This is a genomic window from Agromyces sp. NPDC004153, assembly GCF_053603635.1.
The window spans coordinates 456663-481834 of sequence record NZ_JBSGFY010000001.1; the positions used below are offsets into that span (position 1 = coordinate 456663).

Annotated in this window: 27 protein-coding genes; 16 read left to right on the plus strand and 11 right to left on the minus strand. The window is 71.9% G+C overall.

Annotation, left to right across the window (positions count from 1 at the left end; translation table 11 throughout):
- The first annotated feature begins 121 nt into the window (after positions 1-121).
- Both ACWEOH_RS02115 and ACWEOH_RS02120 read left to right on the plus strand, forming a co-directional pair.
- Positions 122-1543, plus strand: a complete 1422-nt coding sequence (locus ACWEOH_RS02115) for an MFS transporter (RefSeq protein ID WP_452027822.1) — start codon at positions 122-124, stop codon at positions 1541-1543.
- A gap of 272 nt (positions 1544-1815) precedes the next feature.
- Positions 1816-2163 (plus strand): aldehyde dehydrogenase, encoded by a 348-nt coding sequence (locus tag ACWEOH_RS02120; RefSeq protein WP_452027824.1) that lies wholly within the window; start codon positions 1816-1818, stop codon positions 2161-2163.
- Between the two features lie 86 nt (positions 2164-2249).
- Here ACWEOH_RS02120 and ACWEOH_RS02125 read toward each other — a convergent pair whose 3' ends face one another.
- Positions 2250-2603 carry a hypothetical protein gene (locus ACWEOH_RS02125; RefSeq protein ID WP_452027826.1) on the minus strand — a complete coding sequence of 118 codons (354 nt, stop codon included), beginning with the start codon at positions 2601-2603 and terminating at the stop codon, positions 2250-2252.
- Between the two features lie 117 nt (positions 2604-2720).
- Between ACWEOH_RS02125 and ACWEOH_RS02130 the strand changes: the two genes are divergently transcribed.
- Positions 2721-3035 carry a hypothetical protein gene (locus tag ACWEOH_RS02130; protein WP_452027828.1) on the plus strand — a complete coding sequence of 105 codons (315 nt, stop codon included), beginning with the start codon at positions 2721-2723 and terminating at the stop codon, positions 3033-3035.
- Positions 3036-3046: 11 nt separating this feature from the next.
- Here the strand turns inward: ACWEOH_RS02130 and ACWEOH_RS02135 are convergent, their stop codons facing one another.
- The 3 genes from ACWEOH_RS02135 to ACWEOH_RS02145 are packed head-to-tail and all read right to left on the minus strand — an operon-like array spanning position 3047 to position 5636.
- Entirely contained in the window at positions 3047-3880 is an 834-nt protein-coding gene (locus ACWEOH_RS02135) for an ABC transporter permease (protein WP_148732043.1), read from the minus strand.
- Complete coding sequence (locus ACWEOH_RS02140; RefSeq protein WP_452027830.1) at positions 3877-4713, minus strand: ABC transporter permease; 837 nt, start codon at positions 4711-4713, stop codon at positions 3877-3879. Before ACWEOH_RS02140 ends, ACWEOH_RS02135 begins: the two co-directional genes overlap by 4 nt.
- Positions 4710-5636 carry an ABC transporter ATP-binding protein gene (locus tag ACWEOH_RS02145; RefSeq protein WP_452027832.1) on the minus strand — a complete coding sequence of 309 codons (927 nt, stop codon included), beginning with the start codon at positions 5634-5636 and terminating at the stop codon, positions 4710-4712. Before ACWEOH_RS02145 ends, ACWEOH_RS02140 begins: the two co-directional genes overlap by 4 nt.
- Before the next feature lie 91 nt (positions 5637-5727).
- Here ACWEOH_RS02145 and ACWEOH_RS02150 point away from each other — a divergent pair, with 91 nt between their 5' ends.
- The 6 genes from ACWEOH_RS02150 (at position 5728) to ACWEOH_RS02175 (ending at position 11502) form a co-directional block, all read left to right on the plus strand.
- Entirely contained in the window at positions 5728-6645 is a 918-nt protein-coding gene (locus ACWEOH_RS02150) for a pseudouridine-5'-phosphate glycosidase (RefSeq protein WP_452027834.1), read from the plus strand.
- The gene (locus tag ACWEOH_RS02155; RefSeq protein WP_452027835.1) at positions 6629-7519 is read left to right on the plus strand and encodes a carbohydrate kinase family protein; all 891 of its coding nucleotides are present in this window, start codon (positions 6629-6631) and stop codon (positions 7517-7519) included. The genes ACWEOH_RS02150 and ACWEOH_RS02155 overlap by 17 nt, the downstream gene beginning before the upstream one ends.
- Positions 7520-7746: 227 nt before the next feature.
- Entirely contained in the window at positions 7747-7974 is a 228-nt protein-coding gene (locus ACWEOH_RS02160; RefSeq protein ID WP_452027837.1) for a hypothetical protein, read from the plus strand.
- Positions 7975-8101: 127 nt separating this feature from the next.
- Positions 8102-9991 (plus strand): ABC transporter ATP-binding protein, encoded by a 1890-nt coding sequence (locus ACWEOH_RS02165; protein ID WP_452027839.1) that lies wholly within the window; start codon positions 8102-8104, stop codon positions 9989-9991.
- 162 nt (positions 9992-10153) lie between these two features.
- A complete protein-coding gene (locus tag ACWEOH_RS02170; protein WP_452027841.1) occupies positions 10154-10975 on the plus strand; it encodes a hypothetical protein in 822 nt (273 codons plus the stop codon).
- 50 nt (positions 10976-11025) lie between these two features.
- The gene (locus ACWEOH_RS02175; RefSeq protein WP_452027843.1) at positions 11026-11502 is read left to right on the plus strand and encodes a 2'-5' RNA ligase family protein; all 477 of its coding nucleotides are present in this window, start codon (positions 11026-11028) and stop codon (positions 11500-11502) included.
- Between the two features lie 28 nt (positions 11503-11530).
- Here the strand turns inward: ACWEOH_RS02175 and ACWEOH_RS02180 are convergent, their stop codons facing one another.
- The 3 genes from ACWEOH_RS02180 to ACWEOH_RS02190 form a co-directional block, all read right to left on the minus strand.
- The gene (locus tag ACWEOH_RS02180) at positions 11531-11728 is read right to left on the minus strand and encodes a hypothetical protein (protein ID WP_452027845.1); all 198 of its coding nucleotides are present in this window, start codon (positions 11726-11728) and stop codon (positions 11531-11533) included.
- A gap of 56 nt (positions 11729-11784) precedes the next feature.
- The gene (locus ACWEOH_RS02185; RefSeq protein ID WP_452027846.1) at positions 11785-12165 is read right to left on the minus strand and encodes a DUF1622 domain-containing protein; all 381 of its coding nucleotides are present in this window, start codon (positions 12163-12165) and stop codon (positions 11785-11787) included.
- A 139-nt stretch (positions 12166-12304) separates the two neighbouring features.
- The gene (locus tag ACWEOH_RS02190; protein ID WP_452027848.1) at positions 12305-14170 is read right to left on the minus strand and encodes a phosphoenolpyruvate carboxykinase (GTP); all 1866 of its coding nucleotides are present in this window, start codon (positions 14168-14170) and stop codon (positions 12305-12307) included.
- Between the two features lie 128 nt (positions 14171-14298).
- Here ACWEOH_RS02190 and ACWEOH_RS02195 point away from each other — a divergent pair, with 128 nt between their 5' ends.
- From ACWEOH_RS02195 to ACWEOH_RS02205, 3 genes are all read left to right on the plus strand, one after another.
- A complete protein-coding gene (locus ACWEOH_RS02195) occupies positions 14299-15741 on the plus strand; it encodes a helix-turn-helix domain-containing protein (protein WP_452027850.1) in 1443 nt (480 codons plus the stop codon).
- An 84-nt stretch (positions 15742-15825) separates the two neighbouring features.
- Positions 15826-16167 carry a PadR family transcriptional regulator gene (locus tag ACWEOH_RS02200; RefSeq protein WP_452027852.1) on the plus strand — a complete coding sequence of 114 codons (342 nt, stop codon included), beginning with the start codon at positions 15826-15828 and terminating at the stop codon, positions 16165-16167.
- Positions 16164-17135 carry a permease prefix domain 1-containing protein gene (locus tag ACWEOH_RS02205; protein ID WP_452027853.1) on the plus strand — a complete coding sequence of 324 codons (972 nt, stop codon included), beginning with the start codon at positions 16164-16166 and terminating at the stop codon, positions 17133-17135. Before ACWEOH_RS02200 ends, ACWEOH_RS02205 begins: the two co-directional genes overlap by 4 nt.
- 33 nt (positions 17136-17168) lie before the next feature.
- On the opposite strand, the gene ACWEOH_RS02210 is transcribed toward ACWEOH_RS02205, so the two are convergent.
- From ACWEOH_RS02210 to ACWEOH_RS02225, 4 genes are all read right to left on the minus strand, one after another.
- Positions 17169-17957 (minus strand): SDR family NAD(P)-dependent oxidoreductase, encoded by a 789-nt coding sequence (locus ACWEOH_RS02210; RefSeq protein WP_452027855.1) that lies wholly within the window; start codon positions 17955-17957, stop codon positions 17169-17171.
- Positions 17958-18045: 88 nt separating this feature from the next.
- Entirely contained in the window at positions 18046-19221 is a 1176-nt protein-coding gene (locus ACWEOH_RS02215; RefSeq protein ID WP_452027857.1) for a thiolase family protein, read from the minus strand.
- 38 nt (positions 19222-19259) lie between these two features.
- The gene (locus ACWEOH_RS02220; protein WP_452027859.1) at positions 19260-20753 is read right to left on the minus strand and encodes a glyceraldehyde-3-phosphate dehydrogenase; all 1494 of its coding nucleotides are present in this window, start codon (positions 20751-20753) and stop codon (positions 19260-19262) included.
- A gap of 193 nt (positions 20754-20946) precedes the next feature.
- Positions 20947-21258, minus strand: a complete 312-nt coding sequence (locus tag ACWEOH_RS02225; protein ID WP_452027861.1) for a hypothetical protein — start codon at positions 21256-21258, stop codon at positions 20947-20949.
- 167 nt (positions 21259-21425) lie between these two features.
- Here ACWEOH_RS02225 and ACWEOH_RS02230 point away from each other — a divergent pair, with 167 nt between their 5' ends.
- The 4 genes from ACWEOH_RS02230 (at position 21426) to ACWEOH_RS02245 (ending at position 25136) form a co-directional block, all read left to right on the plus strand.
- On the plus strand, positions 21426-21587 hold the full coding sequence (locus ACWEOH_RS02230; RefSeq protein WP_452027863.1) for a hypothetical protein: 162 nt from the start codon (positions 21426-21428) through the stop codon (positions 21585-21587).
- Positions 21588-21742: 155 nt separating this feature from the next.
- A complete protein-coding gene (locus ACWEOH_RS02235) occupies positions 21743-23398 on the plus strand; it encodes a thiamine pyrophosphate-binding protein (RefSeq protein WP_452027864.1) in 1656 nt (551 codons plus the stop codon).
- Positions 23399-23556: 158 nt separating this feature from the next.
- On the plus strand, positions 23557-24342 hold the full coding sequence (hpaH, locus tag ACWEOH_RS02240; RefSeq protein WP_452027866.1) for a 2-oxo-hept-4-ene-1,7-dioate hydratase: 786 nt from the start codon (positions 23557-23559) through the stop codon (positions 24340-24342).
- On the plus strand, positions 24327-25136 hold the full coding sequence (locus tag ACWEOH_RS02245) for an HpcH/HpaI aldolase family protein (RefSeq protein WP_452027868.1): 810 nt from the start codon (positions 24327-24329) through the stop codon (positions 25134-25136). Before hpaH ends, ACWEOH_RS02245 begins: the two co-directional genes overlap by 16 nt.
- Positions 25137-25172 lie beyond the last annotated feature (36 nt).

The window sequence follows — 25172 nt, forward strand, 5'->3', positions numbered from 1 at the left end:
CGGGCGTAGTGTCGAACGGTTGCCACAAGCGACGATTCCCAGCCCCTCGCGGCCCGCATACGCCTGACCGACGTGCCCGTCGCGGAGTCGATCCACCACGTTCCACGGAGTCTCGCAGGCGATGTCCTCACCAAGCCCGGCGGCCGCCACGGCCGCAGCCACCACCCCAGCCAACCCCCGCAGTCGCGTCATCCTCGCCAGCCTCATCGGCACGACGATCGAGTTCTACGACTTCTACGTCTACGCGACGGCGGCGGTGCTCGTCTTCCCCCACCTCTTCTTCCCGGCCGGCGATCCCACGACCGCCCTGCTCTCGTCGTTCGCGATCTTCGGCGCGGCCATGGTCGCCCGGCCGCTCGGCGCGATCGTCTTCGGCCACCTCGGCGACAAGCACGGCCGCAAGGCGACGCTCGTCGGCGCGCTGCTCACGATGGGCATCGCGACCTTCCTGATCGGCGTGCTGCCGACCTACGCGGTCGTCGGCTGGTTCGCGCCGCTCCTGCTCGTGATCCTGCGCATCGCGCAGGGCTTCGCGCTCGGCGGCGAGTGGTCGGGCGCCGCGCTCGTCGCGACCGAGAACGCACCAGAGGGCAAGCGGGCCTGGTACGGCACGTTCCCGCAGCTCGGTGCGCCGATCGGCTTCATCATCGCGAACGGGCTGTTCCTCGTCATCGCCGCGATGCTGCCGTCCGAGGACCCGTCGATGCCGTCGCAGGCCTTCCTCGACTGGGGCTGGCGCATCCCGTTCCTGTTCTCCATCGTCATGGTGGCCGTCGGCCTGTGGGTGCGGCTCCGCCTCGTGGAGTCCACGGCGTTCGCGAAGGCGTCGAAGACCGGCCGCCTCAAGCGGCTCCCGCTCGCGAGCGTGTTCCGCAGCTACTGGAAGCAGCTCATCCTCGGCACGTTCTTCATGCTGGCGACGTACGTGCTCTTCTACCTGATGACGACGTTCTCGCTGGCGTACGGCCGCGCGCCGGTCGAGCCGGCCGAGGGCGCGCTGCCGGGCCTCGGCTACTCGTACAACACGTTCGTGCTGATGCTCATCGGCGGCGTGGTGTTCTTCGGCATCTTCACGCTGGTCTCGGGCCCGTGGGCCGATCGCTGGGGCCGTCGTCGCACGCTCATCTGGGTCACGCTCGGCATCATCGTGTTCGGCCTCGTCTGGGTGCCGCTGCTCGGCGCCGGCTTCTGGGGCGTCATGCTCTGGCTCGTCGTGGGCTTCTCGCTCATGGGCCTGACGTTCGGCCCCATGGGCGCGCTGCTGCCCGAGCTGTTCCCGACGAACGTGCGCTACACGGGCTCGGGCATCTCGTACAACGTGTCGTCGATCCTCGGCGCCGCGGTGGCGCCGTTCATCGCGGTCGCGCTCTGGCAGGCGGGCGGCGGCAGCCCGTTCTGGGTGGGCGTCTACCTCTCGGTCATGGCCGTGCTCACGCTCATCGCACTGCTCGTCTCGAAGGAGACGAAGGACGTCGACTTCGAGGCGGCGGGCGACGCCGAGAGCCGCCTCGCAGAGGCGCAGGCCGAGGCCGCGTCCCTGTAGCGACACGCTGAACGACGGGCGGATGCCGCAGCGCTCGAGGCTGCGGCATCCGCCCTGTTTCGTGCTCGTGAACCCTGCGACCGGCCCCTTCTCGGCGCCCGGAGCCCGGCGTAGCATGTGACCGAACAGGGCCGCCGTGGACGTCCAGCCGGCACCGTCGGCGCTCGGCGACCCGGAACGGCGAGCCCCGGATGATGAACACGACGATGGACATGATGAAGGGCGCCATGTCGTCGTCGGACATGCCCATGAAGGACATGGACCCGATGATGATGCAGGAGGCGCTCGAAGCACTCTCCGCGTGTACCCAGGCGTGCATCATGTGCGCCGACGCGGATGCGGGCGAGGGCATGGGCCGGTGCGCCGGACTCTGCGCGAACTGCGCGGACGTCTGCGACACCATGATGCGCATGATGCTCCGCATGAACGGCATGGACATGCAGGTCATGATGTCGATGATGCAGACGACGATCGTGATGTGCCGCGCCTGCTCCGCGGAGTGCATGATGCACGCCGAGATGAGCGAGCACTGCCGCATGTGCGCGATGGCGTGCGACCAGGCCGTCATGGCGATGGAGAAGATGATGGGCGCCATGAGCGAGGCGATGCCGATGGCGTGAGGCCCGACGCAGTTCCGGGGCGCGTCAGTTCACGACGACGCGCCCTGCGTCATGCCGTCGACCGACGCATCATGCGAGCGGCGAGGTCAGGCGAACGCGACGCTGTGTCGCTCATCGCCCCGCGCGAGCACGCCGTAGACGCCGTGCAGCCCGACGGGCTCGCCGACGGCCAGCGTGCCGCCGAACGCGTCGTGGTGCCAGACGCGGCGCACCTCGTCGCCACCGAAGTCGGCGAGCGTCGCGAAGCCCTCGTCGTCGACGTCGACCACGATCGCGTCGATCCACTTGCTCGCCGTCGTCGTCGCGAGTCGGTCCTGCATGACGTGCAGGCCGTGCCCGGGCCGGTGGCTCCGGCACTCCGCCGCCGACTCGCAGCCGCGCATGCCCATGACCTCGCCCGTGCGGGGCTCGGTGGCGGCGTGCGGCTCGCGGTGCGACATGAGTGCTCCTCGGTTGTTCGTTCCGGCCACGATACGCGCGGCTTCGGCGGATGTCGCGGCCGGCCGTCACACGCGGAAACACTGCCGCTCGCGGCGCCGCGCGGCTAGCGTGGGCCCATGTTCATCCACCTGTCGATCCACCACGCGAACCCGGGCTTCGAGCAGGAGGTGCTCGACTCGATGAACCGCGTGCGCCTCGCCGCGCTGGGTACTCCGGGGCTCATCCAGATCGGCCCGTGGCGCGAGGACGGCGGGGGCCGGATCGTCGGGCTCGCCATGTGGGAGTCGCGTGCGCACTGGGAGGCCGCACTGCCGTCGCTGTTCGCCGTGGCCGCCGCCGACGACCCCGACGGCGTCTGGCACGTGACGCCGCCCGAGCGGATCCTGCTCGACGACGCCTGGGCGTTGCCGCCCGACGACCTCGTGGACTGAGGGTTCCCGCCTCAGTCGAGGAAGAGCGCGCGCAGCCGCCGGGTCGTGAACACGAGCCCGATCGCGATCATGACGAGGTAGTAGAGCACGTGCCAGAGCATGCCCCACCCGACGTCGCCCGTGGTGAGGCCGCGCACCAGCTCGACGCCGTGCCAGAGCGGCAGCGCCTGGATGACCGTCTGCAGCCACTCGGGGTAGACGGTGATCGGGTAGAACGTCGCCGAGAAGAGGAACATCGGCAGCATGACGAAGTTGATCCAGTCCATCTGCTGGAACGTCTTCATGTAGCTCGTGATGGCCATGCCCAGGCTGGCGAAGCCGAACGCGATGAGCAGCACGGCCGGCACCGCGAGCAGGGCCCACCACGAGAGGTTGAGGCCGAGCACCTGCATGACGAGCTGGAACCCCACGGCGTAGAGGGCGCCGCGCAGCAGGGCGAGGAGGATCTCGCCGAGCGCGACGTCGAGCGGTCCGAGCGACGTGGAGAGCATCCCCTCGTAGAGCTTCGCGAACTGCATCTTGAAGAACACGTTCCACGTCGAGTCGTAGATCGCGCCGTTCATGGCAGCGGTGGCGAGCAATGCGGGCGCGATGAACGCGGCGTACGGCACCTGCTGCCCGCTCTCGGTCGTGACGGTGCCGACGAGCGTGCCGAGCCCGATGCCCATGGCGAGCAGGTAGAAGATCGGCTCGAAGAAGCCGCTCACGATGACGAGCCAGTTGGTGCTCCGGGTCGCCCGCCAGCCGCGCAGCATCACCGCTCGTGCGTTGCCGGCGTAGAGCGACCGCACCGGGCGGGAGCGTGCGCCGGGCCGCACCGGGTCGCGCTGCGTGAGGTCGGTCATCGGTTCAGCCTCCGCACGGCGATGCGGCGCGACCACGCCCAGCCGATCACGATGAGCGCGGCGAGGTAGGCGACGTGCACGACGGTGAGCCAGATGGGCTCGGCGTACCCGTAGGAGAAGACCCGCGCGAGCTCGGTGCTGTGCCAGAGCGGCGAGACCCAGCCGATCCACTGCAGCCAGATCGGGAACGTCGACAGCGGGAAGAACGTGCCCGAGAAGAGCGTCATCGGCAGCACGATGAAGCGCATGACCATGGCGAGCTGACCGGTGTCCTCCTCGAGCGTGGAGGTGTAGCCCATGAGCACGGCGCCGAACGCGAGTCCGCCGAGCAGGCCCGCGACGATCGAGAGGAACGCGATGGGCGACGGCGCGGCGCCGAACACGAGGATCAGCGCGAAGAACAGCACGAGGTTCACCGTCATGCGCACGGCGACCGAGATGACGACGCCGTCGACGATCTGGGTCGGCCGCAGCGGCGAGGCGCTCATGCCCGTGAACGTCGGGTTCCACTTGTACCCGAGCATGATCGGATACGTGAACTCCTCGCTCGCGACCGTGATGGCCGCGCTCGCGAGCAGCGCGGGCGCGACGAACACGAGGTAGCTCACGCCGTCGAGGTCGGTGTCGACGATCGTCGCGAGGCCGACGCCGAGCGCGTACAGGTAGATGAGCGGGTTGCCGATGCCCGCGACCACGACCGTGCCGGTGTAGCTGCGCATCACGCGGAAGCGGTGGAGCGCGACGTACCAGGCGCCCCAGCGGCGCGGCCGGCGGCCCGCGGCGAGCGCCCGCGCGGTGTCGCTGCGAACCTCGGTGGAGACGTCGCCGCTCATTCGATGAGGCTCCGTCCGGTGAGGCGCAGGAAGACGTCCTCGAGGCTCGACCGGCGCACGAGGCTCGTGAGCGGGTGCAGGCCCGCCTCGGTGATGCGCACGAGCTCGGACTCGCCGTTGTCGCTGTACACGAGGATGCGGTCGGGCAGCACCTCCATGCGATCGCCGATGCCGTCGAGGCGCGGGGCCACCTCGCTGTTGCGGTCGCTGCCGAACCGCACCTCGAGCACCTCGCGCGAGGAGTAGCGGCGGATGAGCTCGGCGGGCGTGCCCTCGGCCATGATCGCGCCCTTGTCGACGACCACGAGCCGGTCGCAGAGCTGCTCGGCCTCGTCCATGTAGTGGGTGGTGAGCAGGAGCGTGGTGCCCTGCTCCTTGAGGCGGAAGAGGCGGTCCCACAGGATGTGCCTCGCCTGCGGGTCGAGGCCCGTCGTGGGCTCGTCGAGCAGCAGCACGCGCGGGTCGTTGATGAGGGCGCGCGCGATGGTCAGCCGCCGCTTCATGCCGCCCGAGAGCGAGTCCACCTTCGCCTTGCCCTTGTCGGCGAGCTGGGCGAACGCGAGCAGCTCGTCGGCACGCGTGGAGACGAGCCGGGACGGCAGGCCGAAGTAGCGGCCGTAGACGAGCAGGTTCTCGCGTACGCGCAGCTCGGTGTCGAGGTTGTCGGACTGCGGCACGACGCCGAGCTGCGACCGGATCTCGGGACCGTGCACGTCGGGGTCGAGGCCGACGACCTCGAGCTCGCCCGACGTGCGCGTGGAGACCGCGCCGACCATGCGCATCGTCGTGGACTTGCCGGCGCCGTTCGGCCCGAGCAGCCCGAACGACTCGCCGGGCGCGACCTCGAACGAGATGCCGTCGACGGCGGCGAAGTCCCCGTAGCGCTTCACGAGGTTCCGGGCGACGATGACAGGTGCTGGCACGGTATCCCACCGTAGCCCCGGGCACCGACATCTGCGAGCGGATGCCGCGGCGGCCCGCCCCGGCGACGCACGGCCCGCCTACGATGACCTCATGCAGACTCCCCCGCCCGTGATCCGGGTGTCCGACGAGGTGCGCACCGCGGTCGACGAGGGCCGTCCGGTGCTCGCCCTCGAGTCCACCATCCTCACCCACGGGCTGCCGCGCCCGCGCAACCTCGAGGTCGGCTCGGCCTCCGAGCAGCTCGTACGCGACGCGGGCGTCGTGCCGGCCACCATCGGCGTCGTCGACGGCGTGCCCGTCGTCGGTCTCTCCGCGGCGGAGATCGAACGGCTCTGCACCGCCGACGGCGTCGTGAAGGTGAGCGTGCGCGACCTGCCGATCGCCCGAGCGAAGGGGCTCGACGGCGGCACCACGGTCGCCGCGACGGCGTGGCTCGCGCACCGCGCCGGCATCCGCGTCATGTCGACGGGCGGGCTCGGCGGCGTGCACCGCGGCGCGAGCGAGACGTTCGACGAGTCGGCCGACCTCGGCACGCTCGCGTCCACGCCCATCACGCTCGTGAGCGCCGGCGTGAAGTCGATCCTCGACATCGGCGCGACGCTCGAGCGCCTCGAGACGCTCAACGTGCCCGTCGTCGGCTACCGCACCGACCGCTATCCCGGCTTCTACGTCGCCGACTCGGGCTTCGCGCTCGACTACCGCATCGAGAGCCCGGCGGATGCCGCGGCGCTGGCGCGTGCGCGCGACGAGCTCGGCCTCGCGTCGGCCGTGCTCGTGGCCAATCCGGTCGATGCGGCGAAGCAGCTCGACCCCGCCTTCCACGACCGCGTGCTCGCCGAGGCGCTCGACGCGGCATCCGCTGCCGGCGTCTCAGGCCATGACACGACGCCGTTCCTGCTCGACCACGTGCAGCGCGCGACCGCCGGCCGCAGCCTCGAGGTGAACCTCGAGGTGTACCGCGGCAACGTCGCGCTCGGCGCGGAGATCGCGCGTGCCGTCGCCGGCTGACCCGGCGGGCCTCCTCGCGGTCGTCGGCGACCTCGTCGAGGACGTCGTGGTGTGGGCCGACGAGCCGCTCCGCGTCGCGACCGACACGGCCGCCCGCGTCTTCCGCGCTCGCGGCGGCAGCGCCGCGAACGTCGCCGCCCTGGCCGCACCGCTCGTGCCGACCCGCTTCATCGGCCGGGTCGGGGCGGATGCCGCGGGCGACGCGCTCGCCGACGACCTCGCCGCCGCCGGGGTCGACGTGCGCGTGCAGCGTGAGGGGCGCACCGGCACGGTCGTGCTGCTCATCGACGCCGACGGCGAGCGCACGATGTTCCCCGACCGCGGCGCCTCGGCCCTGCTCGCCGACGTCGACGAGGCGTGGCTCGACGGGGTCGCGTGGCTGCACCTGCCCGCCTACGGGCTCGAGCGCGAGCCGATGCGGGGCGAGCTCGTGCGGCTCGCCGTCGTCGCCCGCGCTCGCGGCATCCGGGTCTCGGTGGACGCGTCGTCGACGGGCCTCATCGCGGGGCTCGGCACCGACCTCGCGCTGGACCTGTTCCGGGCGATCGGGCCCGAGCTGGCGTTCGCGAACGAGGACGAGGCGGCGCTGCTCGGCCTCGCGGGCGGCGGCGCGGTCGCGGCATCCGTCGCCCCCGTCGTCGTGGTGAAGCACGGGCCGCTGCCCACCGACGTCATCGTCGACGGCGCGCTCGCGGAGCGCGTCGACGTGGCGCCCGTCGCCGACATCCGCGACCTCACGGGCGCGGGCGACGCGTTCGCGGCCGGGTTCCTCGCCGCAACGCTGCGTGGGGCGGATACCGCCGCGGCCTGCCTCGCCGGGCACGCGAGCGCTGCCGCCGTGCTCGCCAACCCCGGTGCGCACGCTACACCGTGAACGGCGCCGGGAGTCCATGTCGCCATTCGCGACCCGGTGACGCACTCACCACCACGACGTGAGCACCGAGGTGCTGCGCGGCTCCTGAAAGCTAGGACGAATCGTCGCTGCCGTTTCCGTCCTTCGTTTCAGGAGTCGCGAAATGCTCTGCGCCTTCGGCGTCGCGGTCCGCAAGCGGCGTCAACCTGGATTGACACGCCGCCCGATCGTCAACTACGGTTGACGCCATGGACGACCGCACCCTCCGCACCGCCATCGCCGCGGCCGACGGCGGCGACCCCTACCGGGCGCTGCGCGAGCTGCACCACGCGCGCATCGAGCTGAACCGCGAGCTCGATCGCGCCGAGGCCGTGGCCGTGCGCCGCGCCCGCGCGGCCGGATCGAGCTGGCAGCTCATCGCGCTGGCGCTCGACGTGTCGAAGCAGGCGGTGCACAAGAGGTACGGGCGTGGCTGAGCCCGGCGCACGGCCGGGCTCCGCACCCAGCCGGGACACGTATGCTGCAAGGCGGCGACGACGCGACCACCGGGCGGGTGCGGCATCCGCCCACCGCGCGAAGCACGACGCGGATCAGGAAGAGGACATGAGCGACACCGACACCCGGACCGAGACCCGGCGCAGCCCGTTCGCACGGCGGGCGCCGCAGGAGGGGCCGCGCGCCACCTTCACGCAGCTGCTGCCGTTCATCTTCGAGCACCGGCCCGTGCTCATCTGGGTCGCCGTGCTCTCGATCGTCGGCGCCCTCACGAGCCTCGCGCAGCCGCTGCTCGTGGGCCGCGTCATCAACGTCGTCGAGGCCGGCGAGCCGCTCGGCTGGCTGGTCTGGGGCCTCGTCGCGCTCGTGGTGGTGAGCGCGATCATCTCGGGCTACCAGCACTACCTGCTGCAGCGCACGGGCGAGGGCGTCGTGTTGTCGAGCCGCAAGCGACTCGTGGCGAAGCTGCTGCGCCTGCCCGTCTCGGAGTTCGACACGCGCCGCACGGGCGACCTCGTCTCCCGCGTCGGCAGCGACACGACCATGCTGCGCGCCGTGCTCACGCAGGGCCTCGTCGAGGCGGTCGGCGGCGCCGTCACGTTCGTCGGCGCGCTCATCGCCATGCTCATCCTCGACCCGGTGCTGCTCGGCCTCACGGTGCTCGTCATCGCGATCGCGATCACCACGGTGACGCTGCTCTCCCGGCGCGTGCGCGAGGCGTCGCACCGGGCGCAGGAGAAGGTCGGCGACGTCGCCGCTGCCGTCGAGCGGGCCATCAGCTCGGTGCGCACGATCCGCGCGGCGGGCGCCACCGACCGTGAGATCGGCGCCGTCGACGAGGAGGCCGAGGGCGCGTGGCGCATGGGCGTGCAGGTCGCGAAGATCTCAGCGCTCATCGTGCCGATCGCGGGCATCGCGATGCAGGTCTCGTTCCTCGTCGTGCTCGGCGTCGGCGGCTACCGCGTCGCGAGCGGCGCGATCACGGTCGCGAACCTGGTGTCGTTCATCCTGTTCCTGTTCATGATGATCCTGCCGCTCGGCCAGGCCTTCGGCGCCATCACCTCGGTGAACCAGGCGCTCGGCGCGCTCGGGCGCATCCAGGAGATCCTCGACCTGCCCGACGAGGACGCATACGACCGCGAGCTCGCGCCCCGCTCGGTCATGGTCGGCGCCGCGAACGACGGCCTGCGACCGGATGCCGCGGCGATCGAGTTCGACGACGTGCACTTCGCCTACGCCGCCACGAAGCAGGACCCGGCCGACCCCGGCAACGACTCCCCCGACGAGCACCTCCCCGAGCCCGAGGTGACGGATCGGCAGCACGTCCTGCGCGGCGTCAGCTTCCAGGTGCCGCGCGGGCAGCGCATCGCGCTCGTGGGACCGTCGGGCGCGGGCAAGTCGACGATCCTCGCGCTCATCGAGCGGTTCTACGACCCGAGCATCGGCGAGGTGCGCATGGGCGGCCTCGACCTTCGCGCGCTCGACCGTGCCGAGCTCCGCAGCCAGATCGGGTACGTCGAGCAGGACGCGCCCGTGCTCGCCGGAACCCTGCGCGACAACCTCAAGCTCGGCAGCCCCGACGCGACCGACGACGAGTGCGAGCACGTACTGCGTGCGGTGAACCTCGGCGGCGTCCTCGACCGCGACCCCGCCGGCCTCGACGCGGCCGTGGGCGAGGACGGCATCATGCTCTCGGGCGGCGAGCGCCAGCGCCTCGCCATCGCCCGCGCGCTGCTCTCCGCGCCGCCCATCCTGCTGCTCGACGAGTCCACCTCGTCGCTCGACGGCCTCAACGAGCGGCTCATGCGCGAGGCCATCGACGAGGTCGCCGCCGGACGCACGCTCGTCGTGATCGCGCACCGCCTCTCGACCGTGATCGACTCCGACCGCATCGTCGTGCTCGAGGAGGGCCGCGTGATCGGCGAGGGGACGCACGCGGAGCTCGTGGCATCCGTGCCCTTGTACCGCGACCTCGCGGCGCATCAGCTGCTGGTGTGAGTTCGTTCGTGCGCCGGTCCCTGCCCGGCGCACCAGCCTCAGGGTTCACCCCGGGGCGGTTTGGGGGCTAGCCGGGATGGCCCGGCGCGACGCCCTCCGTAGCGTGGGAATCCGCATCCGGTTCCGGATGCCCCGAGCCCATTCCCCCCACGGAGGACCACCATGACCATCGCGACCGTCACCGGCGCCCGCGACCTCTCCCGCGTCGAGGAGCTGCCCGTCGAACTCATCGACGACCTGCCCAATGCCACCGACGCCTCGTCGTCCCGGTCCGGCTTCGGCGACTCGTTCGACCGCGTCCAGGCCGGCATCCAGGGCTGGCTCCGCCACTGGGAGCCGCAGCGACTGCCGGCGTTCACGCCCGTGCGCGACGAGATGCCCGAGTCCGACCGCGGACGCAGCTCGCTGCACGCCGCCGCGACGCAGGCCGACGGCGCCGTGCGCATCACGGCCAGCGTCTACGACCCGCCCAGCCGCGAGGGCGCGCCCCTCGGCTGGTCTCGCAACTGGGCGAGCGTCGCCGTGCTGCCGCCGGCCCGTGAGTCCGGACGCCTCTACTACCGCTTCAGCGTGTCGAGCCGGCTCGTGCTCGACGGCCAGGCGGCCCTCAGCCTCGCCTCGACGAGCGTCAACTTCGGCATCGTCGCGGATGCCGCGAAGGCGAGCCCGTTCCAGGCCCCGGGCTTCGGCACGCCGATCGCCCGCCCGCTCGTCGGGGTCCAGGCCCGCGAGGACCAGGACGCGTCGGCCTCGCAGGTGTTCGAGGGATCGATCGCCGTGCGCCAGGGCGACACCCCCGCGATGGCGTTCGTGATCGGCACCGACCTGCTGTTCCAGGACGGCTGGGTGCGCGTGCACGAGGGTTCGAGCACCTGGATCGGCCCCGCCGGTCCCGGCGCGACCGGGACCATCGAGTTCCGCTACGCGCCCGCCGCGATGCTGCGCCTGCTCGGCCGGCTCGACGAGCCGCACCGCGTGGCGTGACGCCCGCACCCACCCCGTTCGACGCAGCGCGCCCCGGCTAGACTCGCCGGATGGCGCGCTTCGTCGTCGTGCTGCCGCTCGTCCCGCTCGCCGCGGGCGACGAGTTCACGGTGGCGCAGTGGCCGCTGCACGTGACGCTGGTGGAGCCGTTCCCGACGTCGCTCGGCGCCGATGAGGTCGCCGCCGTGCTCGGCGAGGTCGCCGGCATCGGACACGGCGCTCGGACGATCCACGCGGGCGCCGGCGACGACGCGATGTTCGGGCGTCGTCGCGACGTGCCGGTCACGCTCGTCGTCGACGGCGGCGAGCTCGCCGGGCTGCGCACGCGCACGCTCGCAGCGCTGCAGCGTGCGGGCGTCGACGTGCAGCCGCGCCTGGACTTCCGGCCGCACGTGACCCGCAAGCAGCACGGGCGCATCCGGCCGGGCGACCGGGTCGAGCTCGCCACGGTGGCACTCATCGACATGCGGCCGCCGCAGGGCGGCCACCACCGCCGCGTCGTCGCGGCGTGGCCGCTCGGCGCGTGACGGGTCGTCCGTCGCCGAGAGTGCGTGCCTAGCCGGGGCCTCCGGCGCCCCACTGCCGGATCTCGGGATCGTCGCGCCCACGCTCGGCCGTACGCGTGCCGGGGTCGTCGAACGCATCGGGGCCCTCGGTCCCGGCGGACCGGTCGCGCCGGATCCGCCTCGCGAGCACGACGCCGAAGACGATGAGCCCACCCGCCAGGATCAGGACGGTCCACCACCATTCCATGGCCGAAAGGTACTCCGGGCGCCGTGGCTCGGCAACGCGGCCGGGACGGGCGGCGGTCAGATGCCCTCGGCCTCCGCCGGCGCGGATTGGTCGAGGTCCTCGCGGCGCTTCTGCCACGGCCAGCGGCCCGAGATCTCGAGCTCGAGCGACCAGCTGAGGAACGTCCGGATGAGGACGATGATGGCGAGCACCGCGACCGACTCGAGCGTCGGCGTGACCGCCACGGTCTTGATGATGTCGGCGGCCACCAGCAGCTCGAGGCCGAGCAGGATCGCCCGCCCGAGCACCCGACGGAACCGCGTGTAGACGGGACCGACGCGACGCAGGCCGCGCAGCGCCGCGTCGATGAGCGCGTAGGCGACGCCGACGACGATCGCGATCACGCCGATGACGTCGACGACCTCGCCGGCCCTGGAGATGACCTCGCCGAACTCCATCGCGCTCCCCTCTGCGGCACACGCTAGCCGCGTGGAGCCGGTGGGGACGTGCGATTCCGCCGCGCGCCGCGAACGGCGCCGGGCATGCACGAGGGCCGGGCGCGCCTTCCCGTGCGCGCTCCGGCCCTCGGGTCGAGTGCTACGCCGCCTCGTGCGACAGGTGGTAGCGCAGGCTGGCGAGCTCCGCCTTCAGCGCCGCAGGCACGCGGTCGCCGAACTGGGCGAAGTACTCCTCGGTGAGGTCGCACTCGGCGAGCCACGAGTCGCGGTCGACGTCGAAGAGGTGCTCGAGCGCGGCATCCGTGATCTCGAGGCCGTCGAGGTCGAGCGAGCCGGGCGCCGGGAGCAGGCCGATCGGCGTCTCGACGACGTCGGCCTCCTCCTCGATGCGGCCGACGATCCACTCGAGCACGCGCGAGTTCTCGCCGAATCCGGGCCAGAGGAACTTGCCGTCCTGGCCCTTGCGGAACCAGTTCACCTGGAAGATCTTCGGCGCGTTCGGTCCGAGGATGCGGCCCATCTTGACCCAGTGGCCCCAGTAGTCCGCCATGTTGTAGCCGCAGAACGGGAGCATCGCGAACGGGTCGCGGCGCAGCTCGCCCACAGTCCCCTCGGCGGCCGCGGTCTGCTCCGACGAGATCGTGGCGCCCATGAACACGCCGTGCTTCCAGCTGCGGGCCTCGGCGACGAGCGGCACGTTGGTGGCGCGACGCCCGCCGAACAGGATCGCGTCGATCGGCACGCCGTCGTGGGCGTCCCAGTCGTCGGAGATCTGCGGGCACTGGTCGGCGGCCACGGTGAAGCGCGAGTTCGGGTGCGCGGCCGGACGACCGGACTCCGGCGTCCACGGGTTGCCCTCCCAGTCGGTGAGGTGCGACGGCGGGGTGTCGGTGAGCCCCTCCCACCACACGTCGCCGTCGGGGCGGAGCGCCACGTTCGTGAAGATCGTGTTGCCCCACAGGGTCTGCACCGCGGTCGGGTTCGTGGACTCGCCCGTGCCGGGCGCGACGCCGAAGAAGCCCGCCTCGGGGTTGATCGCGTAGAGGCGGCCGTCGTCGCCGGGGCGCATCCAGGCGATGTCGTCGCCGATGGTCTCGACCGACCAGCCGGGGATCGTGGGCTGCAGCATGGCGAGGTTCGTCTTGCCGCAGGCCGACGGGAACGCGGCGGCGACGTGGTAGACCTTGCCCTGCGGCGACGTGATCTTGATGAGCAGCATGTGCTCGGCGAGCCAGCCCTCGTCGCGAGCCATGACGCTCGCGATGCGCAGCGCGAAGCACTTCTTCGCGAGCAGGGCGTTGCCGCCGTAGCCCGAGCCGTACGACCAGATCTCGCGCGAGTCGGGGAACTGCACGATGTACTTCGTGTCGCTGCACGGCCAGTCGACCTCGGCGCGGCGGTGGCCGACGCCGTCGACGAGCGGGTACCCGACCGAGTGCACCGTGCGCACCCAGGGCTCGCCGGCCTCGATGAGGCGGTACACCTGCTCGCCCATGCGGGTCATGATGCCCATGGAGAGCACGACGTACGGCGAGTCGGTGATCTCGACGCCGAGCTGCGAGATGGGGCCGCCGAGCGGGCCCATCGAGAACGGCACGACGTACAGCGTGCGGCCCTTCATCGAGCCGTCGAAGACCTCGGTGAGCTCCGCGCGCATCTCGCGCGGGTCGCGCCAGTTGTTCGTGGGACCGGCGTCCTCCTCGTAGGTCGAGCAGATGAAGGTGCGGTCCTCCACCCGGGCGACGTCTGACGGGTCGGTGCGCGCGAGGTAGCTGTTGGGGCGCCACTCCGGGTTCAGCTTCGTGAGCTTGCCCTCGGCCACGAGCTGCTTCGTCAGGAGGTCGGCCTCGTGCTTCGAGCCGTCGCACCAGACGATCTCGTCGGGCTTGGTGAGGGCGGCGATCTCCGCGACCCAGGCGTTCAACGCGGCATCCGTCGTGCCCCGTCGCGCGCGGTCGTCGTCGGCGGTGGTCTCGGTGCCGATGGAGAACTCGGAGATCGTCATCTTCGTTCCTTTCCAGGGTCCCGACCGGCCGGCCGGATTGGTTCGTACTTCAAGGATGCGCCGGATTCTGCCGTCTGTTCGGCCATTCCGCGTGTTAAGAATCATCGATCTTTCGCTATTCTTAAGGCATGAGAGCCGGCTCCCCTGACCTCGCCACCCTCGGCCAGCGCATCCGCCACTTCCGCGGCGAGCGCGGCCTGACCCTCGACCAGCTGGGCGAGGCGGTCGGCCTCGCGGGCAGCCAGCTCTCGCTCATCGAGAACGGCAAGCGCGAGCCCAAGCTCTCGACGCTCGACGCCCTCGCGGGCGCCCTCGACGTCGAGCTCGCCGACCTCCTGGCCCGTGAGGCGCCGAGTCGGCGCGCGGCCCTCGAGCTCGAGCTCGGGCGCGCGCAGTCGAGCCCGCTCTACGCGACCCTCGGCCTGCCGGCGATCCGTCCGGGCCGCGGCATCAGCGACGAGACGCTCGAGTCGATCGTCGGGCTGCACCGCGAGCTGCAGCGACGCGCGAGCGAGGCCATCGCGACGCCCGAGGAGGCGCGGCGCGCGAACACCGACCTGCGCGAGCGCATGCGCGCGCAGGACAACCACCTGCCCGACATCGAGCAGCTCGCCGAAGACCAGGTGCGTGCCTCCGGCCACCGCACGGGCGCGCTCACGCACCGCGAGGTCAGCGTGATGGCCGAGCGCCTCGGGTTCCAGCTCATCTACGTGAGCGACCTCCCCGACTCGACGCGGTCGATCACCGACCTCGCGAACGGCCGCATCTACCTGCCGCCCGCGTCCATCCCGGGCGGGCACGGACTGCGCTCGATGGCGCTGCAGGCCATGGCGCACCGCCTCCTCGGGCACACGCCGCCGGCGAGCTACGACGAGTTCCTCTGGCAGCGGCTCGAGATCAACTACTTCGCGGCCGCCTGCCTGATGCCGCAGGAGGCCTCCGTCACGTTCCTGCAGCAGGCGAAGAAGGAGAAGCGGCTCGCGATCGAGGACTTCCGCGACGCGTTCGGCGTGACGCACGAGGCCGCGGCGCTGCGGTTCACGAACCTCGCCACGAGCCACCTCGACATGACGCTGCACTTCCTGCGCGTGAACGGCGACGGCGCCCTGCTGAAGGGCTACGAGAACGACGGGCTGCCGCTGCCCACCGACGTGACGGGCTCGATCGAGGGCCAGTGGGTGTGCAAGAAGTGGAGCGCCCGCACCGCCTTCGAGCAGACCAACCGCACCACCGAGAACTACCAGTACACCGACACGCCTGCCGGCACCTACTGGTGCGCGACCCAGACCGGGCGCACGGATGCCGCGGAGTTCTCGATCACGGTGGGCGTGCCGTTCGCGCAGGCGAAGTGGTTCCGCGGGCGCGAGACCACGGTGCGGGTGAACTCGACCTGCCCCGACGACGCGTGCTGCCGCCGGGCTCCAGACGGACTCGCCGAGCGCTGGGCCGGCCACGCGTGGCCGAGCGCGCGCCTGCACGCGCACGTGCTCTCGCCGCTGCCATCGGGCACGTTCCCGGGCGTCGACGACGCCGAGGTGTACGAGTTCCTCGAGGCCCACGCCGACCAGTGACCGAGCGGATGCCGCGGGCGCGCGGCATCCGTCACTTCATCGTGTCTCTTGCAATAGTGTGTGACACACAGTATCGTGTCGGACATGAGCACCGATGACACGACCGCCGGCCACCTGCAGGAACTGCGCCGCGGCACCGTGGTGCTCGCGTGCCTGATCCGGCTGCGCACGCCCGACTACGGGTACGCGCTGCTCGAGTCGCTCGACGACCTCGGCATCCTGGTCGACGCGAACACCCTCTACCCGCTCCTGCGCCGACTCGAGAAGCAGGGGCTCCTCACGAGCGAGTGGAACACCGACGAGGCCCGGCCCCGCAAGTTCTACCGCACGAGCGACGCCGGCGAGCGACTCGCCGGGGCGCTCATGAACGACTGGCACCGCATCGACGATGCGCTCGCACGCCTCGACCTGGGAGATGGACGATGACCACCCTGACCGACCGCTACGTGTGGGCCGCGGCCCGCAGCCTGCCCGAGGCCCAGCGCGCCGAGTTCGCGCGTGAGCTCCGCGAGCGCATCGGCGACGTGACCGATGCGAACGTCGAGCGGGGCGCGGCGCCCGCCGACGCCGAGCACGCCGCCCTCGTCGAGCTCGGCGACCCGCTCGCCCTCGCCGCGAGCTACGTCGACCGCCCGCTGCAGCTCATCGGCCCCAAGTACTACCTCATGTGGTGGCGGCTGCTGAGGCTGCTGCTGGCCATCGTCGTGCCGCTCGCGGCCGCGGGCGTGCTGCTGGGTCAAGTGGTCTCGGGTGCGGAGATCGGCGAGATGGTCGCCGCGACCGTCTCGACCACGATCCAGGTCTTCGTGAACCTCTGCTTCTGGGTGACGCTGGTGTTCGCGCTGCTCGAGCGGAACGCGGGGCCGGCGATGCCCACCACGACGTGGACGCCCGAGCAGCTGCCGCAGCCGCGCGACGACGCCCGCGCCGGGCGGCTCGGCGACCTCATCGCCTCGCTCGTGTTCCTCGCCCTGTTCGCGGTGCTGATCGTGTGGCAGCAGTTCGGCGTGGTCTGGATCGGCGGCGAGCGCCAGCCGATCCCGGTGCTCGACCCAGCCCTGTGGTCGTTCTGGATCCCCTGGTTCCTCGTCCTGCTCGCGCTCGAGGCGGCCTTCGCGATCGTCATCTACCTGCGCGGCTGGACCTGGACGATGGCCGGCATCAACGTGCTGCTGAACGCCGCCTTCGCGATCCCCGCCGTCTGGCTGTTCGTGACCGGGCAGCTGTTCGCCCCCGAGTTCGTGGAGGCGATCGGCTGGCCGTGGGGCGAGGGGAGCGACGTCACGGCGGCCGTCCTGCTCATCGTCGTCATCGGCGTGTCGGTGTGGGACGTCGTCGACGGCTTCATCAAGGCCGCGCGCAATCGCGGCGGATCGGCGCTCGGCGGGTACTGACGCGCCGCGACGACGCGAGCGGTCCGGATGCGGCTACTTCGGCTGCATCCGGATCGCGCCGTCGAGGCGGATGACCTCGCCGTTCAGCATCGGGTTCGCGATGATCGACCGCACGAGCGCCGCGTACTCGGTCGGATGCCCCAGGCGCGACGGATGCGGCACCTGCGCCTCGAGCGAGGCGCGCACCTCATCGGTCATGCCGGCCATCATGGGCGTCTCGAAGATGCCCGGCGCGATCGTCACGACGCGGATGAGGAGCTTCGACAGGTCGCGCGCGATCGGCAGGGTCATTCCGGCGACCGCAGCCTTGGACGCCGAGTAGGCGGCCTGTCCGACCTGCCCGTCGAACGCCGCGACCGACGCCGTGCTCACGATGACCCCGCGCTCGGCCGTCGCCGGGCCCCCGGGCACCGACGCCTCCACGGGCTCGGTCGCGGCCATCGCCGCGGCCGCGAGCCGGGTCACGTTGAACGTGCCGATGAGGTTCACGCGGATCGTGCGCTCGAACGCGTCGAGCGGCGCGGGTCCGTCGCGGCCGACGGTGCGGTTCGCGGTCACGATCCCGGCGCAGTTCACGGCGACGCGCAACGGTGCGAGGGCGGATGCCGCGTCGACCGCCGCCTGCACCTCGGCCTCGTTCGCGACGTCGGCAGCGACGAACCGGGCGCGCTCGCCCAGCTCGGCCGCGGCCTCCTCGCCGCGCGGTCCGGGCAGGTCGACGAGCACGACGGATGCCCCGCCGTCGACGAGTGCGCGCGCGGTGGCGCGCCCGAGGCCCGACGCCCCGCCGGTGACGATCGCGGATGCCCCGCTCAACTCCATCGGTGTGTCCTCTCGTGAGTCGCTCGCTGAGCGAGCGCCGGTGTGTGCCCGCTTCGGACCCGCTTCGGCGGGCTCGGCGGGCGGTGGGTCAGATGCGCTCGATGATCGTGGCGTTCGCCATGCCGCCGCCCTCGCACATGGTCTGCAGCCCGTAGCGTCCGCCGGTGGCCTCGAGCTGGTTCACGAGCGTCGTGAGCAGGCGCGTGCCGCTCGAGCCGAGGGCGTGGCCGAGGGCGATGGCGCCGCCGCGGGGGTTGAGCTTCGCGGCATCCGCCCCCGTGTCGGCGAGCCACGCGAGCGGCACCGACGCGAACGCCTCGTTCACCTCGTAGGCGTCGATGTCGTCGTGCGTGAGCCCGGCCCGCTCGAGCACCTTCGCCGTCGCCGGGATGACGCCCGTGAGCATGTAGAGGGGGTCGTCGCCGATCACCGAGAAGGCGCGGAATCGCGCGCGCGGCTCGAGCCCGAGCTGCTCGGCGGCCTCCGCGCTCATGATCAGCGCGGCCGACGCGCCGTCGGTGAGCGGCGAGGAGTTGCCGGGCGTGATGCGCCAGTCGAGCTCGGGGAACCGCTCGGCGAGCGCGTCGGTGCGGAACGCCGGGTTGAGGCCGGCGAGCGACTCGACGGAGGTCGCCGGTCGCACCGTCTCGTCGACGAGCGAGTCGACGCCCGGCACCGGCACGACCTCGGTCGCGAAGGCGCCGGATGCCCCGGCCTCGGCCGCGAGGCGGTGCGAACGCGCCGCGAACGCGTCGAGCTCCTCGCGCGAGAGGTTCCACTTCGCCGCGATGAGCTCGGCCGAGACGCCCTGGTTGACGAGCCCCTCGGGGTACCGCGCGTGTAGGCGCGGGCCGAAGGGATCACCACCCGCGGCGCTCGAACCGAGCGGCACCCGGCTCATCGACTCGACCCCGCACGCGATGACGATATCGGCCTGGCCGGCCATGATCGCCTGCGCGGCGAACGTCGCGGCCTGCTGGCTCGATCCGCACTGCCGGTCGATCGTCGTGCCCGGCACGGTCTCGGGGAACCCCGCGGCGAGCACGGCGTTGCGGGTGACGTTGTAGCTCTGCTCGGCGACCTGGCTGACGCATCCGCCGATGACGTCGTCGACGATGCCCGGGTCGAGGTCGTTCCGCGACACGAGCGCGTCGAGCACGCCCGCGAGCAGGTCGACCGGGTGCACGCCAGAGAGGATGCCGCCGGGCTTGCCGCGGCCGACCGGGGTGCGGATGACGTCGACGATGACGGCTTCGGTGCTCATGGCTTCAGCCTACGTGCGGCCGACGGCCGAGCGGCCGGCTACTCGACCACCGAGGCGGACACCAGCTCGCGCTCGACCAGCACGGGCTCGCGCTCGGGGAGCACGAGCGGATGCGTGCCCGCCATGGCCTCGATCACGCGCACGACCTGGCAGCTGTAGCCGTACTCGTTGTCGTACCAGACGTAGAGCACCACGTCGGTGCCGTCGGCGATCGTGGCCAGCCCGTCGACGATGCCGGCCCGGTTCGACCCGACGAAGTCGGTCGACACCACCTCGGGCGACTCGATGTAGTCGACCTGCTGGCGCAGCGGCGACGTGAGCGAGACCTGGCGCAGGTAGCGGTTGAGCTCGGCCTTGTCGGTGGGGCGCTCGAGCTGCAGGTTGAGGATCGCGAGGGACACGTCGGGCGTGGGCACGCGGATCGCGCTGCCGGTCAGCTTGCCTGCGAACTCCGGCAGCGCCTTTGCGACGGCCTTGGCCGCCCCGGTCTCGGTGATGACCATGTTCAGCGCGGCCGAGCGCCCGCGGCGGTCGCCCGCGTGGAAGTTGTCGATGAGGTTCTGGTCGTTCGTGAACGAGTGCACCGTCTCGACGTGGCCGCGAACGACGCCGTACGCGTCGTTCACCGCCTTCAGCACGGGGGTGATCGCGTTGGTGGTGCAGGACGCCGCGGAGAGGATGCGGTCGGACGGCGCGATGTCGCCGTGGTTGATGCCGTGCACGATGTTCTTGATCGCCCCCTTGCCGGGTGCCGTGAGCAGCACGCGCGCGACGCCCTTCGACTGCAGGTGCTGCGCGAGGCCCTCGGCGTCGCGCCAGCGGCCCGTGTTGTCGACGACGATGGCGTCGCGGATGCCGTAGGCCGTGTAGTCGATCGTCGCCGGGTCGTTCGAGTAGATGACCTGGATGAGCGTGCCATTCGCGAGGATCGTGTTGCGCTGCTCGTCGACCTCGATGGTGCCCGCGAACGGCCCGTGCACCGAGTCGCGGCGCAGCAGGCTTGCGCGCTTCACGAGGTCGTTCGCCGAGCCCTTGCGCACGACGATCGCGCGCAGGCGAAGGCCCTGGCCGCCGCCCGTGTGGGCGATGAGGATGCGGGCGAGGAGGCGCCCGATCCGGCCGAAGCCGTACAGCACGACATCGGTGCCGGCCGGTTCGTCGTCGCCGGCGGAGACGAGCACGGGGGCGAGCTCGACGCGCAGGAAGTCGACGAGCGGCATCCGCTCGCCCGACTCGCGATAGCGCGCGACGAGGCGCGCGACGTCGATCGACGCCGGGCCGGGGCGCAGCTCGCGCAGGGCCTCGAGCACGCGCATGGTGTCGGCGAGCGGCAGCTCCTCGTCACCGGCCTGGCGTGCGAAGCGATGGGCCTTCAGCAGCTCGATCGCCGAGCGGTTGATGAGGCGCCGGCCGTGGATCGAGGTCACCACCCCGTGGTCCCGGTAGAGGCCGCCGACGAGCGGGATCATCCGCTCGGCGAGCTCCTCCCTGGCGATCCATTCGGTGCGTCGGGCGTCGAACTCGTGGCTCACGTCGTTCCTCTCCGGCTCGCGCGCGTGGCGTCGTCGCCGTGGTCATGCTCGGGCCGTACGCGCGGGTGGGCAGCGCCGACCGTCGGTGTTCCGGGGGATGCCTCGATCATAGGCGCCCACGCCTGAACACGCGGTGTACACGACGGCGCACGACGCGGGCCCGCATGGCCGTGAGGGCCAGCGGATGCCGAGGTCAGCCGACCGGGGTCTCCTCGTCGTCGACGAACCGGATGTCGTACGCCGCGACGCGCTGCGGGACGCCCTCGAAGACGGCGGCGCGGGCGTCGGACGCCAGGTACGCCTCCTCGAGGCGCAGGAACGCCTGCTGGTCGCCGGGCGTGCTCACGGCCCAGACGAACTCGTTCGACGCCCGCAGCCCGTAGGCGAACTCGATCGTGAACCCCGCGGGCGGGCGGACGGCGGGCATCGCGTCGCGCCACCACTCGACGAACGCCTCGTACTCTCCGTCGACGAGCGTGTACCTGCGCAGCTGGGTCGTCTTCACCCGACCCATTCTGCACCGCGCGACGGGACGCGTATCGCATGCGCGACACTCTGGGAAACCCCTCGACAGGACGGTCGAACTGTGGTCGAGTGACGCCAAGAGGCGCTCACCGTCGCCCGGCCAGGTGCGAGGGCATGTTCGCCTGATCCCGAAGGGAAGGAAGCTCCATGAACATCCTCCTGATCATCGTCGCCATCATCGCCATCATCCTGCTGTTCACCGGGGGCTTCGTGCAGTCGCTGAACTTCCTGCTGTGGGTGGGCATCGTCCTGCTCGTGATCGCAGTGATCGTGTGGCTGGTGCGGATGCTCAGCAACCGCCGAGCCTGACCTCGACGCGCCACGCCTGGGCGGGCCGTATACTCGTCCCGTCCAGGCGCCCGCGCGCCTGTGCTCGAAAAATGGGCACGAAGCCGGCCCCCGCGAGGCGGCCGAGCGAGACACATACGGAACCCCGCATCCGTCATCGTCTCGAAGGACCCGCCATGGCCTCCGTCTCCGCGCACGTCGCCCACGCCGTCTCCGCCCACGTCGACCACGTCTTCGGCCTCATGGGCAACGGCAACGCCGCGTTCCTCGACGCGCTCCACGACACCCCCGTCGCCTACACCGCCGTGCGGCACGAGCAGGCCGCGGTCGTCGCCGCGGACGCGTACTTCCGCGCGTCGGGCCGGCTCGCCGTCGCGACCGCCACCTACGGCGCCGGCTTCACGAACACGCTGACCGGCCTCGCCGAGGCCGTGCAGGCGAAGGTGCCGCTCGTGCTCGTCGTCGGCGACGAGCCGACGTCGGGTCCGCGACCGTGGGGCGTCGACCAGATCGCGCTCGCCTCGGCCGTCGGCGCCCGAACCTACACGGTGGGCCGCACGGATGCCGCGGCCACGACGGTCATCGCGATCGAGCACGCCCTCGCCTACCGCGTGCCGACCGTGCTCGCGATCCCCTACGACGTCGGTGCGCGTGACGCGGGCGACCTCCCCGAGATCCCGTCACCCGTCCTGCCGCCGGCCGTCACCCCAGCCGGCCCGTTCGGCACCCAGGCGGTCGCCGGCCTCGCACGCATGCTCGCCGAGGCGGAGCGCCCGTTCCTCCTCGCCGGCCGCGGCGCCTGGTTGGCCGGCGCCGGCCGGGCGCTCGGAGACCTCGCCGACGCCACCGGCGCGATCACCGCGTCGACGGCGCTCGGCCGCGGGGTCTTCCCCGATGCGCGCTTCGACCTCGGCGTGACGGGCGGCTTCGGCGCCGAGGGCGCGATGGCGCTCGTGCGCGAGGCCGACGTCGCGGTGGTCTTCGGAGCGTCGCTCAACCAGTTCACGATGCGCTTCGGCGACCTCTTCGCGCCCGGCACCCGCGTGGTGCAGGTGGACGTGGCGCCCGCGGCGACGCATCCGCACGTCGGCGGCTACGTGCGGGGCGACGCGGCCGTGGTGGCCCGGGCGCTCGTGCACGAGCTGGCCGCACTCGACGCGACGCCGTCGGGATGGCGCGAGTCGATCGACCTCGCCCCGCTCCGGGCTCGCGATCCCGGCACGGGCGTCGTCGCGGGCGACGGGCGGCTCGACCCGCGCACCGTCGCGGCGCGCATCGGCGAGCTGCTGCCCGCGGATCGCGTCGTCGTGTCCGACGGCGGGCACTTCATCGGCTGGGCCAACATGTACTGGCCGGTCGCGTCGCCCGACCGCATGCTCATGGTCGGCACCGCGTTCCAGTCGATCGGCCTCGGCTTCCCGAGCGTCGCGGGCGCCGCAGCGGCGAAGCCCGACGCGACGGTCGTGCTCACCACGGGTGACGGCGGCGGCCTGATGGCGCTCGCCGACCTCGAGACGGCGGTGCGCTCGGCGGGCGGACGCGGCGTCGCCGTCGTGTGGAACGACGCGGCCTATGGGGCCGAGGTGCACCTCTACGGGCTGCAGGGCTACGCCGAACCGCCCATGCGCATCCCCGAGGTGGACTTCGCGGCGCTCGGGGCGGCCGTCGGCGCCGAGGGCGTGGTCGTGCGCGAGCTCGCCGACCTCGACCGCCTGGGGGCCTGGGCGGCGGAGCCCGTCGACGGGCGCCGGTTCCTGGTGCTCGACTGCCGCATCTCGGGCTCGGTCATCGCACCGTACCAGCACGAGATCATCGCGGTGAACACCCGCTGAGGCGCATCCGAGCGGATGCCGCGACACGACGCCCACGGATCGTATACGATCGCACCAGCGTCGTCAGCGGCATCCGACGACGTCCGCAGGGGCCACGGCCCGGCGCAGCACCGCCGCACACCGACACCAGCAGCATCCGACGACGAAGTGGAGCGCACGTGCTCGACCCATCGCAGATCGCGGCGATCGCCGACGAGCTCGTCGACGCCGACCGGACCCGCACGACCGTGCCCCTGCTCACCGCCCGGAACCCCGGCATGACCGTCGAGGACGCGTATGCCGTGCAGCGCGAGTGGGCCGACCGCGGGGTCGCTGCAGGTCGTCGCGTCGTTGGCCGCAAGATCGGCCTGACCTCGAAGGTCATGCAGGCCGCCACGGGCATCACGGAGCCCGACTACGGCGTGATCTTCGACGACATGGTGATCGAGTCGGGGGCATCCGTCGAGTTCGACCGCTTCTCGAACGTGCGCATCGAGGTCGAGCTCGCCTTCGTGCTGCGCGACCGGCTCGAGGGGCCGACCATCACGATCTTCGACGTGCTCGACGCGACCGCCCACGTCGTGCCGGCGCTCGAGATCCTGAACTCGCACGTCGAGCTCGAGGGTCGCACGATCGTCGACACGATCTCGGACAACGCGGCCATGGGCGCGATGGTCGTGGGCGGCCGGCCCGTGAAACCCGATGCGGTCGACCTGCGCTGGGTCTCGGCGCTGCTGTCCCGCAACCAGGTGATCGAGGAGTCGGGCGTCGCCGCGGCCGTCCTCGGGCATCCGGCGATGGGCGTCGCCTGGCTCGCGAACAAGCTCGCGCAGCACGGGCAGGCGCTCGAGGCCGGCGAGATCATCCTCGCGGGCTCGTTCACGCGGCCGATGTGGGTGCACCGCGGCGACACGGTGCACGCGGACTACCGCGAGTTGGGAACGGTGACATGCCGGTTCGAATGACCCTCCCCCCGACGCTCGCGCAGCGGATCGCGGCATCCGATCGCCCGCTCGCCGGCATGTGGGTGTGCTCGGGCAGCGCGCTGAACGCCGAGATCGCGGCCGGCAGCGGCCTCGACGTCGTGCTCATCGACGCCGAGCACTCCCCCAACGGGCCCGAGTCGATCCTGGCGCAGCTGCAGGCCGTGGCCGCGTACCCGGTGGCGCCGCTCGTGCGCCCGCCGTTCGGCGACGCGGTCGTCATCAAGCAGTACCTCGACCTCGGCGTGCAGAATCTGCTCATCCCCATGGTCGACTCCCCCGAGCAGGCCGCCGATCTCGTGCGCGCCGTGCGCTATCCGCCCGAGGGCGTGCGCGGCGTGGGCAGCTCGCTCGCGCGCTCGGCGCGCTGGAACCGCGTGCCGGGTTATCTCGCGTCCGCGGCGTCCACCGTGTCGCTCTTCGTGCAGGTCGAGTCGCGCGCCGCGATGGAGCGCGTCGCCGAGATCGCCGCCGTCGACGGCGTCGACGGGATCCTCGTGGGGCCCGCCGACCTGGCGGCGTCGATGGGATTCCTCGGGCAGCAGGACCACCCCGAGGTCGTCGACGCGGTGCTGCACGCCATCCGAGTCGGCGTCGGGCTCGGCACGCCCGTGGGCGTCAACGCGTTCGCACCGGATGCCGCGGACCGCTACCTCGACGCCGGCGCCGCGTTCGTGCTGGTGGGCGCCGACGTGCAGCTCCTCGCCCGCGCGTCGGAGGCCCTCGCCGACCGGTTCATCGGCGACGGGGGCGCTGCGGTCCGCTCCGAGTACTGAGCGCCCACGGCCGCGCTTCCAGGCTGACGCCAGATC